The organism is Sphingomonas phyllosphaerae (genome assembly GCF_036946485.1).
Classification (GTDB): domain Bacteria; phylum Pseudomonadota; class Alphaproteobacteria; order Sphingomonadales; family Sphingomonadaceae; genus Sphingomonas; species Sphingomonas phyllosphaerae_E.
Genome location: NZ_JAQIJA010000001.1, coordinates 224,305 through 238,057 on the forward strand (window position 1 = coordinate 224,305; position 13,753 = coordinate 238,057).

Below are 13,753 nucleotides of genomic sequence, written 5' to 3' on the forward strand. Positions count from 1 at the left end.
CCCTAATGTCCCGCCTGCCGCCTGTTCCCATCACAGGTCGCCACAGGATAATCTCATTTGTTGAGACAATATGACCATATATGAGATTACGTGCAAGAGGATTTGGTGGTTGCCGAATTGTGCCGGTGGCAGAGAGGGTTGGTAGTGGCCGTAGCCGCTCCGAGGACCGCTGACGGCTGTGGCGACACCGACCCCCGATGCCTGCTCAGCGTCGCTGCGCTGCATCGCCCGGCGCGTGGGTGCCGTGAAAGGCGCGGCGGACATTCGAAGTGAGCAATGCCGTGCACCAGATCGTCATTCCATATGATGACAAGGTGTGCGAAGGAGTGAGAAATTGATCGGGAGGGTGGCGATGCTGGCTGCGCGTCGGCGGTGATGGGTTGCCCATGCTGAACAGACGCGAGTTGCTCGCCGCCGCGGGCGGGACCGCTGCGGTTCCGCTCGCGTCCGCCGCGCGCGCCGCCGCGGATGTCGGCGCGCCCGACGGGCTGCTCGTCGATCTGCGCCGGCAGCCGGCCGGCATCATGCCCGAGGCGGCGCGGCTAAGCTGGATCGCTCCGGCGGGGGCACGAGGCGCGCAGACGGCCTGGCAGGTTCAGGCCGCCACGTCGCGCCGCTGGCTGCTCGCTGGTCGCCCGGATCGCGATACCGGCCGCAGGACAGGCGACGCGGCGACCGGCGTCGCGCTGCCCGATCCGATCGTGACGCCGGGCCAGCACATCTTCTGGCGCGTGCGAAGCTGGGACGAAGCCGGTCGGGTCTCGCAATGGTCGGCGCCGCAACGCCTGATCGGTGCCGCCCCGGCGAACTGGGCGGCGCGGCCGATCTGGGCCACCGCGCCGACCGACTGGTTGCTCGCCCGCCTGGCGTTCGACGCGCCGCGCGACATCGCGGCGGCGTGGCTCCACATCACCGCCGCCTCGCCGGAGCCGGCCCGCCAATATGTCTTTCGCCTGACGCTCAACGGCGATTTCGTCGGCGTCGGACCGGTGCGCTCCCATGATCCCGCGGCGGAACTGCGCTACGCCACCTTCGACCTGACCGATCGTCTGCGCGCCGGTGCCAACGTGCTCGCGGCCTTGTGCCATACGACGGAGGGGCACGCATTGCTCGCGCAGCTCACCATCGTGCGCGCCGACGGTGAGCGGATCGTCATCGGCACCGGACCGGACAGCGACTGGCGTGTCGCGCCGGGCGATCGCTGGCGACCGGCCTCCGGCACCACCGGTGGCGGCTATTATGCCGCGCCGCAGGAATTCATCGACGCCCGCGCGGAGCCGGTCGGCTGGGATCGTCCCGGCTTCGACGCGCGCGGCTGGTCGACCCCGGCGGCGGCGACGCTGGGCATGACCTTGCAGCCGGAACGGGTCGATCCGGTCGTCGAGACGCTGGTGACACCGGCGATGACACGTCTCGGACCGGGCCGTTGGCTCTTCGACATGGGGCGCGAGATCGTCGGCGGTGTCCGGCTGTCGATCACCGGCACCGCCGGCCAGACCGTCGAGCTGCGTCTTGGCGAGGAACGCGGCGCGGACGGAGGTGCCCGCCACAAACTGCGCGCGTCGCAGGAATATCGCGAAGTCTGGACGCTCCGCGATGGCGCGCAATCCCTGCAACATTGGGGTTACCGCGCCTTTCGCTGGGTCGAGGTGCTGGCGGACCCGGCGCTCGACCTGACCGGCGCCGTCACGGGGCGTCGCCTGGCGTTGCCGTGGCACGACGACGAGTCCGCCTTCACCAGCGCCAGCGCCGATCTCGACCGGGTGTGGACGATGTGCCGTTATTCGATCGAGGCGCTGCGGCTCGACCTGTATCAGGACACGCCGACCCGCGAACGCGGACCCTATGAAGGCGATGCGATCGTCAATCAGCTATCCGAATTCGCGACGCAGCGCAGCTATGCGGTGTCGCGCTACTCGACGGGCTATCTGGCGCGGCGTCCGACCTGGCCGACCGAATATCGGATGCAGACGCCGGTGCTCGCGTGGCGCGACTATATGGCGACCGGTGATCCGGGTGTGCTGTCGGAGAATTACGCGGCGATGGTCGCCCGCTTCCTGCCCGAACGCCTCAATGCGGAGGGGCTGGTCGAAAAGGATCCGGGCGCGTCGAGCCGGCCCGAGGGCGATCTGGTCGACTGGCCGGTCGCCAATCGCGACGGCTATGTGTTCACCCGCGTCAACACGGTCGTCAATTGCTGGCAATATGCCGCGCTCGTCGCATTGGCCGATATCGCCGGGGTGTTGGGCAGGGCAGGGGAGGCCGCCCGTTTCGCGGCGCTCGCCCACCGGCTGCGCGACGCGATCAACGCGCGGCTCTTGGCGGAGGACGGCAGCTATGCGGACGGGATCGGCACCGACCATCGCTCTCAACATGCCACCGCCTTCGCCGTCGCGCTCGGCATCGTGCCGGATAGCCACCGGCGCGCCGCCGGCCGGGTGCTGGCGGGGCAAGGGATGCGGATGAGCGTCTATGGCGCGCAATTTCTGCTGGAGGCGCTGTTCCGGAGCGAACAGCCGCGTGCGGCGCTCGCGCTGATGACCAGCCGCGCGCGCTTCTCGTGGTTGCACATGATCGACGATCTTGGCGCGACGGTGGCGATGGAGGCATGGGACCCGGCGATCAAACCCAATACGACCTTCAGCCACGCATGGGGCAGCGCGCCTGCCAATATCGTCCCGCGGTTCATGGCCGGACTGGAGGTGACCGCCCCCGGTGCGGCGGCGCTTCATATCCGTCCCGAGCCCGCCGGTCTCGCCCGCTTCGCCGCCCGCATTCCGACGATCCGCGGCCCGGTGGCCGTCGATTACCGCGGCGACTCGGTGTCGGTCCGTGCGCCGGCCAATGTCGATGTCACGGTCGAATTGTCTCGGGCGTTGCTCGCCGGTGTCGATCCTGCCCGCGTGCCGATCGTCGGCGCGGGCGGGCGTCGGGTCCTGGCGGATGGTGGAGTGTCGGTGCGGCTTGGCAGCGAGAAGGCTATGACCGCGCGGCTTCGCCCCGCGACGCGCCGATCGCGCTGAACGCACGTCCTCGCGCTGCCGGACAGTGGCGTGGGGACGTCGCCGGCACCGCGCGGCACCCGGGCGACCGGCCGTGTAGACCGCGCTTGTCAGGCCACGCAGGGGCGAGGCGAGGCGGGCCATTCACGGGTTCTCGTCTGACCGTAGATGGTAGCGCTATTGCGTTTAAGCAACCGACAAACGCGTTTCTCGCTAACCCAGATTGTGGCGCCTGAGCCTCACTTCCGGTTTTCAGGTACCCTAAGGTGGTGAGCGCCAGCCGACGGAAAAGCCGTGTTTTTCTCGAGATAGCGCCTCTCGGCCACGAGCGCGCGCGCCGTCGTTTCCGCCCTCTCAAACGGGATTGCTCCTCCCGATCTGCCTGACACAAGCGCATTGACAAGTAAGGCCAATGCATTGAAGATAGCGCTAACAGGGATAGTGGGGCCCGCCGCAAGGTGAGGGTTCATGGCTTGTTGCAGATGAGGCGGGGCCGATGCTGGCGCCGGAAGCGCACGCGTCGCTCCGGGCTCGGCAAGGCCACAGAAAATAGCCGTTGTGCTTAAGAGAAGGTGGAGAGGATGATGATCAAGCATCGCGCTCGTAAGAGCCGCGCGTTCCTTTTGGCTGCGACGTTCCTCGCCGCGTCGGCGCCGACGGTGGCGGCCGCGCAGGCAGTGCCGCCCACCGGAACCCAGCAGCCCGCCGACGGACAGGACAATGGCCCAACCATCCCGCCGCTGCCGCAGACCGACGCCACGCAGGGCGCGATCGCCGAGGACATCGTCGTCACCGGCTATCGCTCGTCGCTCGCCAAGTCGACCGACGCCAAGCGCGCCTCGACCGGCTTCACCGATTCGATCTTCGCCGAGGACATCGGCAAGTTCCCCGACACCAACATCGCCGAATCGTTCAACCGCATCCCCGGCATCACGATCAGCCGCGACGTCACCGGCGAAGGCACCAACGTCGCGATCCGCGGGCTCGGCTCGAACTTCACCAACGTCACGCTGAACGGCGCGACGATCGCGGTGGCCTCGTCGGGCGCGACCGACGCGCAGGGCACCGACCGCTCGGTCGACCTCAGCTTCTTCCCGACCGACCTGTTCACCAAGCTGACCGTCAACAAGAGCTATACCGCCGACCTGCTCGAAGGCGGTGCGGCCGGTAACATCGACCTGCGCTCGGCACGTCCGTTCGATCGCCAGACCGGATTCCTCGCCTATAACATCCAGGGCACCAAGCAGTCGCCCGAGGACCGGATCGGCGCGCGCGGCTCGCTGATCGGCAGCTGGCGCAGCGAGACGTTCGGCATCCTCGCGGGTGTGTCGGCGCAGCGGCTGTTCACCGACACGCGCGGGTTCGAGACGATCGGCTACACCAACCCGGCGCTCACCGCCGCCCAGTGCGGTGCGACCTCGGGCTGCAACAGCACCGGCGGCGGCAACTGGACGATCCCGTCGACGGTGCCGGTCGGCGCAGGCGCCGGGCTGGTCGCCGGTACGACGATCGACCGCGCCTTCCTGCTCGCCAACAATCCCGGTGCGACGATCCAGCAGATCGACAACGGGCTGCTCCCGCGTCTCGGCCGCTCGACCAGCATCCGTGGTCCGCGCGACCGCTTCAACGCGATCGTCAGCGCGGAGTGGCAGCCGACCGATACGCTGCATTTCTACATCGACAGCCTGTACGGCTATAAGAAGAACGAGCTGATCCGCGAGAACATGGCGTGGATCGTCCGCAACGGCGCGATCATCCCGACCAATCTGACCTTCGACAAGTCGGATTGCAGCGCGGGTTGCACCGTCACCGGCGGCACCTTCGCCAACGTGCAATTCTTCAACGAATATCGTCCCTATATCGAGACCACCAAGCTGGTCAGCGTCAATCCCGGCGGCGAATGGGAGATTTCGGACCGTCTGAAGCTGACGCTGCAGGGCAATTATGCGCGCTCGACCTTCCATCGCGAGAACCCGACCGTCGGCATGACCACGCCGCTCGGCGTCGGCAACACCGTCACCTTCTCCAGCGATGGCGGCATTCCGACGATCACCAGCGGGCTCGACCTCAACGATCCGAACAATTTCGGCTGGTACACCGGCAGCCGCGTCGGCGTGAACGACGAGCGTCGCGTCAATGAGAACAAGGGCTTCCGTGGCGACCTGATGTGGGGCGACAAGTCGCTCAACCTGCGCGTCGGCGGCTCCTACGACGACGTGTCGCGCCGAATCCGCAGCTTCGACGCGTCGCAGCAGTGGCAGAATGCGGTTTGCGGCAACAATCCCAGCGCCTTCGTGCCGTCGCCGAACAGCCAGCCGCCGTGCGAAGGGCTGAACGCGCCGGGCGCGGCACCGGCCGGCTATCCGACCTACCCGGGGCTCGGCACCGGCTATAGCGCCGGCGTCACCGGCCCGCTGACCTATGGCGGCTCGCTGGTCCCGAACAGCGCCGCGCCCAACTATCTGCGCCCCGGCCCGGCCGGTTTCGTGACGGTCGACTTCCCGGCGTTCGCCGCGGCGACCAACTACGACTTCTACCACGACAATGCGGCCGAGAGCGGTTCCTCGACGACGGGCGCGAGCGGTGGTTACATCCGCGAGGTCAACAAGGGCCTGTTCGCGACCGTCAACGGCGCACAGGAAGTCGGCGATAACATGCTGCGCTTCAACGTCGGCGTGCGCTGGGTCAACACGATCCAGACGATCTCGGGCCGCGTCTCGGTCCCCGATCCGCGCAACACAACCGCCAGCGGCGCCAGCCTGCCCGACGGCAGTCGCTATCCGAACATCGTCACGATCGCCGACACCCGCAACGTCTATTCGAAGTGGCTGCCGGCGGCGACCTTCGCCTATGACATCGGCGAACATGCGGTGGTTCGCGTCGCTGGGTCGCGCACGATGACGCGCCCCGATCCGTCAGCGCAGCTGCCGGGCGTCAACTTCAGCGCGCCCTCGGCGGATCAGGCGTCGATCGGCAACCCGGCGCTCGCGCCCTATCTGTCGACCAACCTCGATCTCGGCTTCGAATATTACACCGGGCGCGAGGGCGTGGTCAGCTTCAACGCGTTCCGCAAGTCGATCGAGGGGTTCACCACCACCGCGATCAACACGGTGCCGTTCTCGAACCTGGCGCAGTACGGCATCACTTACGACACGCTGAACCCGACCCAGCAGATCGCGCTCAACTCGCGCGGCGGGCCGACCGCGGCGCAGGTGCAGGTGACGTCGCAGGTCAACGTGCCCAACAAGCTGACGATCAACGGCCTCGAATTCCAGTGGGTGCAGCCGCTCGACTTCCTGACGCGGATGATCGGCGTCACCGGCTTCGGCTTCAACGCCAATGCCACGATCGTCGATCAGCGCAGCGACGGCCCGGCGGTGGCGTTCGGCGTCTCGCCGTTCACGTACAACATCACCGGCTATTACGAGAAGAACGGCATCATGCTGCGCGTCGCAACGACCTCGCGGCAGGGATCGCAGAACAGCGGTGCGGCGCAGAACGGCATTCCGGCGGCGGCGCTGTACGGGACGGACTATACGACCTACGACTTCTCGTCGTCGTTCGATCTCGACAAGCTGCTCGGCATTCCGAATGCGCCGCAGTTGACGTTCAACATCGCCAACTTCACCGACGCCACGCTGCGTTCGTACTTCCAGTTCGAGAATGCGACCTTCACGCAGTACAAGCCCGGTCGCCAGTTCCTGATCGGTCTGCGCGGGACGTTCTAGGAGCCGTTCACCTTCTTCAGACCGTCGCCCCGGACTTGATCCGGGGCCCCGCTTCTTACCAGCCGAAGTGAGAAGCGGGACCCCGGATCAGGTCCGGGGTGACGAAGAAGGATGATGGTCGGCGCGAGACAACACGAACGATCAGGGGCCATCATGAGCGCGATTGACGATGCGGTTTCGCGGCGTGCGATGCTCTCCGCCGCCGGGTTCAGCGCGATGCTGGCCGCCATGCCGGCTCATGCGGCAATGGCGGATCGCGACGGGGAAGCGCTCGATCCCCGCACCGCCTTCCCGCTGATCCAAGGCAGCCGCGTCGCCGTCGTCGTCGTCGACCGCGAGGCGGACAGCGCGGTGCAGCGTGTCGCCGCCAGCCTCGCGAGCGACCTTGCCCGTGTTGCCGGTGCGCGCGCGAAGCCGGTTCGTGAACAGGTCGACGGCGCCAGCGGGCCGGTCGTCCTCATCGGTGTGCTGGGGCAAAGCAGGGCGATCGACGCGCTCGCGGCGGCCGGCAAGATTGCCGCCGCCGACCTGCGCGGCGAATGGGAGGCGTTCCGCCAGATCGTCGTCGAGCGCCCGTGGCCGAACGTCGCGCGCGCGCTGGTGATCGTCGGTTCCGACCGGCGCGGCGCGGTGTTCGGCAGCTATGACGTGTCCGAACGGATCGGCGTCTCGCCGTGGTACTGGTTCGCCGACGTGCCGGTGGCGCGCCGCCGCGAGGTGCTGTTCCCCGCCGGATCGCATCGCGACCAGCCCAAGGTGCGTTATCGCGGCTTCTTCATCAACGACGAGGACCCGTGCCTGAAGGGCTGGGCCACCAAGAAGTTCGGCGGCGTCAATTCGGCGATGTACGCGCACGTCTTCGAACTGCTGCTGCGCATGAAGGGCAATTACCTGTGGCCCGCGATGTGGGGCAAGGCGTTCGCCGACGACGATCCGAAGAGCATGGTGCTGGCGGACGCGATGGGCGTGGTGATGGGCAATTCGCACCACGAACCGATGCTGCGCGCGCAGGCCGAATGGCATCGCCACAAGGAGGACCCGGCGCGCGGCGGCGCGTGGGACTATACGAAGAACGCCGCCAACCTGCGCACCTTCTGGCGCGGCGGCATCGAGCGCATGATGTCGAAGGGCGACGGCAAGGGCTATGAATCGGTCGTCACCGTCGGGATGCGCGGCGATGGCGACGAGGCGATGGCGGAGGGCACCGCGACCGAGCTGCTCGAACGCGTCGTCGCCGATCAGCGCGCGATCATCGCCGAGGTCACGCGCCGCCCGGCCAGCGAGACGCCACAGGTCTGGGCGCTCTACAAGGAAGTGCAGGATTATTACGACAAGGGCATGAAGGTGCCCGACGACGTCACCCTGTTGTTCTCGGACGACAATTGGGGGCAGATCCGCCGGCTTCCCGATAGCGGGGCCGCGCCGCGCACGGGCGGCTACGGCATCTATTATCACTTCGATTACGTCGGGGTGCCGCGCAACTACAAATGGATCAACACCAACCAGATCGAGAAGGTCTGGCAGCAGATGGACCTCGCCTACGCCAGCGGGGTGCGCAACATGTGGATCGTCAACGTCGGCGACATCAAGCCGATGGAATATCCGCTGGGCTTCTTCCTGAAGATGGCGTGGAACCCGGAGGCGATGACCCCGCAGGCGCTCGCCGACTATCCTCGCGCCTGGGCAGCGGCGAGCTTCGGCGCGGCGCGGGGTGAGGCGATCGGCGCGATCGTGACCGACTACAGCCAACTGGCCGCGCGCCGGAAGCCCGAGTTGATCGACCAGAACAGCTTCCCGCTCGGCGGCGTGACCGCCGACGCGCTGGACGGAGGGGAATTCGGCGCGATGGTCGCGGAATGGGACGCGCTCGAACAGCGGATGCTGGCGACGCGCGCGCTGTTGTCGGCCGAGCAGCGCGATGCCTATTTCCAGCTAGTCGAGCATCCCGTCGCGGCGATGGCCAACCTTTACCGCCTCTACTACGCCGCGGCGTGGAACCAGCGGCTGACGAGCAGTAACGACGCGCGCGCCAATCATTTCGCCGATCAGGTTGAGGCGACGTTCCGGCGCGATGCCGAGCTGACCCAGCAATATCACCGTATCAACGGCGGCAAATGGGACGGCATGATGGCTCAGGTCCACATGAGTTACGTCACCTGGAACGATCCCACGCAGCAGTCGATGCCCAGCATCACGCGCGTCGCCGCGGATACGCCGGTCGCGGCGCGCAACCGCCAGCCGCGCTTCGTCGCTCCCGCCCCCGCGCCGGCAGGGGTGGTCGCGATCGAGGCGACCGCCTTCACCCGCGCGCGCGGCGCACGCGGGCTTCGCTGGACCAGCATCCCGCATCTCGGGCGCACCGGCGGCGCGATGGTCGTGCTGCCGCAGGGCCGCCCGGCGACGCGGGTGGAGGATCAGGTTGCGCTCGACTATGATGTGACGCTCGACGTCGGCGGGCGGGGGCAGCTCACCCTGTATCTCGCGCCGTCGCTCGACACCGCGGGTGGGGCAGGGGGTGCGCGTCGCGGTCGCACTGGACGGGGGACCGGCGCGGCTGGTTCAGGCACGATTGGAGGCGACCGGCGGTGCGCAGGACACGCCCTCCAAACAGGGCTGGGCCGCGGCGGTTCGCGACAATGTCGTCCGCCTGACCGTCGACATCGGCGCCCTCACCGCCGGCCGCCACACGATGCGGGTTTCGCGCATCGACGATAACGTCGTCCTGCAACGGCTGGTTCTGGCGACCGTGCCCGTCCCGCCGAGCTATCTCGGCCCGCCTGCGAACAAGGTCTGATCCGGAGCAGGCGGACGCCCCGCCGTCCGCCTGCCCGTGTTGTTCAGAGGCTAAGCTCTGACCGCGCCGCCTGCCCAGACGATCGAGCGCGGGCCGGACGGGCGGGGGGCGACGTCGGCAACGACCGCATCGACCACCCCGGAACTTGCCCCGGGTGCATAGTCGACCGCGACCTCCCCGCCCGGGAATTCGCGGATGCCTTCCCCGGTTCTGTTCATGCGGGCGTAGTTCGGCACCGCGACGAGCGGCGAACCATCCGTCCATTTGCCGGTGATCACGGTCACGCCGCCCAGCAGGTCGCCCCGCCATTGCGGTGTCAGGCGATCGTCTCCGATCGCGAGGTCGAGCCGTTTCTGGTCGGCCTGCTCGAAATTGTAGACCAGCGGACCGTAACGCAGCGCCGTCGCGTCCCTGGTGGCCGCGATCCGTTCGTCGGCGACGATCCGTTGGACGGTCATCGGCAGGACGAATTCGATCCGGTCACCCCGGCTCCATTCGCGGTCGATCACCACATAACCCTTGTCGATGCGCAGCGGCACGGGCGCGCCGTTGACCGTCAGACCGGAGAGCCCCTGCACCGCGGGTTGCGAGCGGTAGAGTTCGCTCGTCGTGCGATCGGGCACGCGCACCCTCAGCGCGAACCGGCGCTGTTCGGCAGGGTTGACCGTCATCGCCACCGCGCCGGACCAGGGATAGTCGGTTTCCTGCACCATCTCCACGCGCGTGCCCGCCACCTCGCCGACATCGATCCGGCTGCCGATGAACAGGTTGACGTAAAGCCCGTCGTCACCCTTCACATAGGCCCAGGTCGGCATCATCAGCAGCGTGCGGGGAATGTTGCCGACGCAGCACGGGCAAACGTGCCATTTCGCCCGCTCGGTATCGATCAGCGGGTTGGTATAGGTGAAGGTTCGGCCATCGAGGTCGACCGCCCCCAACAGCGCATTGTACATCGTCTCTTCGTACAGGTCCGCAAAGCGGGCGTTGTGATAGGCGATGTTCATCTTGTACTGGAAGAAGATCAGCCCGCAGCTCGAGCAGGATTCGCAATAGCCGTGATGCGGGAGCGAATAATCCTTGCCGAATCCTTCCGCCGTTTCGCCACTGCCCACGCCGCCGGTGACGTAATATTTGCGATTGACCATATTGTCCCAGAGCGACAGCACGGCGCTCTGGTAATCGCGATCGCCCGTTTCCGCCGCGACGTCCGCCATGCCCGAATAGAAATAGACGGCGCGGACGGCATGGCCCACCGCCTCATATTGCTGTGCGGGCGGAAGGTGGCTCTGGTCGTATTCGGAACCGCCCTCGCGCGAATCGAGCAGGAACTTGGCCAGCGTTATATAGGCGTCGCCGCGTCCGCCGCCCTCCATGTCGTTGACGAACCGGCCGAAGCGGACCAGCGCCTGTTCCATTTCCTGGTGGCCGTCGAACCATTTCTTCTTGCCGACGCCGATGTTCGCCACCCAGCAATCGGCCAGCTTCTTGGCCGCGTCATATAGCCTCAGGTCGCGTCCGCCGGTCAGCGTGTAATGGTTGATCGCCGATTCGATGAAATAGCCAGCGACATATCCCTCATGATCGCCGCGATGTTCGGGCGACCAGCGTTCCGGCCAGTCGTTCCGATTGGCGAGCGTATAGGCCGTTTGCAGATACCCGTCCGGGTGCTGCGCGGCCAGGATGATCGGGATCCAGCGGTCGAGCGTCGCGCGCATATGCGCCTGCGCGGTCACGATCTCCTTGTCGCCGCCGGGATCGACCATCAGCGCGATACACATCGACTCGACGGTCTGATGCACCCAGGCATTGGCGAAGACATATCCCTGATGCCTGGCATGGGCTTCGCCGCGCAGCGCCTTGCCGGCCTCGATGAAATTGTCGAGCCCGCCCTGGCCCGCCTTGAGGTCGGTCCGCTCGCAATAAGCGATGCAATGCGGGATCCAGTTGACGATCAGCGCCTTGGCACGATCGCGCCATAGCGGGCTCGTGATGGCGTAGGGCGTGGTGTAGACGACGTCGAGCCGCTTGGCCGGCGGTGCCGCCTCCGCCCTCAAATGTACCGTCGACGTGCTGGATCGACCGCGACCGGCGGCCGTCAGTTCAAGGACATAGCGCCCGGGTGTCGACACGGTCGCGGTGGTGACCGGCGAAGCCGGATCGGCGAACGCCACCGTTCCCGGGCCGCTGAGCTTGCGCCAGCGCACCTGGTCGCTCTTGGCCGGCTCCAGCCAGCTCGCATTGCCCGACAGATAGGTTCGCCCGCCGATCACCACCGATCGATCGATGCCCGCTGCGACGACCGGGGCGAAGGCGGGCACCTCGCCGAAGCTCCATACCCGCCATTGCAGGATGCCGATCGACTTGCCGCCCGTGCCGCTCGCCTCCAGACGAAGGCGGGTGGTCGTCACCGGGCGGAACGTCGTCCGGTTGAAGCGATCGGGGGCCGTGCCGCCGCCCTTCACGCCCGCCAGCGGCACGAAGCGCTTCCCGTCCCAATAGAGGAACCGCACCGAGCCGGGTACGGCGATGCCCTGTCCGTCGGCCCACCAATAGACATCCAGCGCGTTCGTGGTGACGGGTACGTCCCACGCATATTCCACCCATTGCGTGTCGGTGCGCGGCCAGGTGCCGAACGCGCCCCTGGCGTTGTCGGTCGAGCTGGCGGGTTCGGCACCGTTGTTCAGCGCGGCATAGCTGGTGTCGCCCGAAACATAGCCGCCGGATGCGCTGGCGACGCGCGCGAGATTGACGCTCGCCTTTTGCGCCGGGGCTGCGAGCGCCGCGCCGCCGACGGGCAGCGTCGCCATTCCCGCAAGCAGGCCGATCGTGTGCCGCCGGTTGACGCCATGCCCGTCCACGCCGGCCGCAGTCGATACGTCGGGAAGCCCGCGCTGGCAGCAATCGTCCGACACCTTCGATCTCCTCAGAATTCCGCTGCTCTGCCTGCTTGGATGCCTGCTACTTGTAAGAGCATGTAAGTGTACCGTATACGATCGGTGGATAGCAGCATGGTGGGATCGTGGCAAACCTCCGACACGCGCCTCCGCGCCGCGCCGCCCGCGTTCGTAGAGTGATGTCGCACATCGCCGGTCGTCATCGCCATCTCCCCAGTCCAGCCTTCCACGGAGCGGCCGTTCGAATGAAAGCCCGTTCGTCACTGCTGGCCGCCGCCACCGCCTTGAGCGCCTGTTCGACCATCCGGCAGGAACCGTGGCCGCAGATCGGCGCACCGCCGGCGCGGCTCGCGCTGCACCCGTTCTACAGCCGCACGCTGGAGGTCGACGGCATCCCGGTCAGCAGTTCCGGCAAGGTGCCGGATGCGGCATTGCGCGCGGCGGCGTCGATCATCGAGGGGATGCTGTCGCACCGGCCCGATCTGGCCAGGGCAATGGTTCGGCAGGGGCAGCGCGTCGTCGTGATGGCGCAGGAGGAAGGAACGACCGACCTGCCCGAACAGGCGGACTGGAAGAAGCCCGCGCCCGACGACCAGCGGCTGACCACCTGCGAGCGCAAACATTACCAGGATTGGATCGGCCGGCTGAGCGACCGGGAATATTGGAACGGGCGCGCCCGCGGGATGGGCGGCTTGCTGACCAGCGGCGCCAGCGAGAACCTGCTCGGGGTGCCCGGCACCCGCTATTATGGCGAGAACATCTTCGTCCATGAATTCTCCCACGCCATCATGGACGTGGGCATCGCCACCGCCGATCAACCTTTGCTGCGCCGCATCGAGGCGGCCTATCGTCATGCGAAGGCGGCGGGCCTGTGGAAAGGCGAATATGGCGAGACGACGGTGAACGAATATTGGGCGGAAGGTACGCAATTCTGGTTCGAATCGAACAAGGTCGTCCTCATCGACGGGCGGCGGATCCTGAATGCGGACGATCTTGCCGCCTATGATCCGGCGCTCGCGGCGGTCCTTCGCAGCGTCTATGGCAATCGGCATCGGCTGTCGGCCGACATCTTCTGGCGCCATCCCGCGCGCGTGCCCGAACGGCCCGCGGGCGCCGCAGCGGTCGTGAGTACGGCCGCCGAATGCTGATCCCGAACGCGTCCACGTGATCGCCACACGCTGACGGTCGAGCCGACCGCCTTCGCCGCCCGCTTTTGACGGGAAGCGACCGGTGCGATCCGCGCTGCGTCGGCGTCATCATCGATGAAGGGGGAGGGAAGAGGGAGGCGAACCGTGCGCGCCCTTTCGGCGCGACGATCCCGGCAGGAAGGGGCTG

Annotated in this window: 5 protein-coding genes and 1 pseudogene; 5 read left to right on the forward strand and 1 reads right to left on the reverse strand. The window is 67.2% G+C overall.

The window, feature by feature from the left end; genetic code table 11:
* The first annotated feature begins 386 nt into the window (after positions 1–386).
* From PGN16_RS01150 to PGN16_RS01165, 4 genes and pseudogenes are all read left to right on the forward strand, one after another.
* On the forward strand, positions 387–3,023 hold the full coding sequence (locus PGN16_RS01150) for a family 78 glycoside hydrolase catalytic domain (protein WP_335307565.1): 2,637 nt from the start codon (positions 387–389) through the stop codon (positions 3,021–3,023).
* Positions 3,024–3,586: 563 nt separating this feature from the next.
* The gene (locus PGN16_RS01155) at positions 3,587–6,730 is read left to right on the forward strand and encodes a TonB-dependent receptor (protein WP_335307566.1); all 3,144 of its coding nucleotides are present in this window, start codon (positions 3,587–3,589) and stop codon (positions 6,728–6,730) included.
* A 246-nt stretch (positions 6,731–6,976) separates the two neighbouring features.
* Positions 6,977–9,175 (forward strand): annotated as a pseudogene (locus PGN16_RS01160) (glycosyl hydrolase 115 family protein); the annotation flags it as partial.
* A gap of 70 nt (positions 9,176–9,245) precedes the next feature.
* A complete protein-coding gene (locus PGN16_RS01165) occupies positions 9,246–9,524 on the forward strand; it encodes a hypothetical protein (protein WP_335307567.1) in 279 nt (92 codons plus the stop codon).
* Positions 9,525–9,574: 50 nt separating this feature from the next.
* Here PGN16_RS01165 and PGN16_RS01170 read toward each other — a convergent pair whose 3' ends face one another.
* Entirely contained in the window at positions 9,575–12,436 is a 2,862-nt protein-coding gene (locus PGN16_RS01170; RefSeq protein WP_335307568.1) for a glycoside hydrolase family 127 protein, read from the reverse strand.
* A 227-nt stretch (positions 12,437–12,663) separates the two neighbouring features.
* On the opposite strand from PGN16_RS01170, the gene PGN16_RS01175 reads away from it, so the two are divergent.
* On the forward strand, positions 12,664–13,566 hold the full coding sequence (locus PGN16_RS01175; RefSeq protein ID WP_335307569.1) for a glycoside hydrolase: 903 nt from the start codon (positions 12,664–12,666) through the stop codon (positions 13,564–13,566).
* Positions 13,567–13,753: the final 187 nt, after the last annotated feature.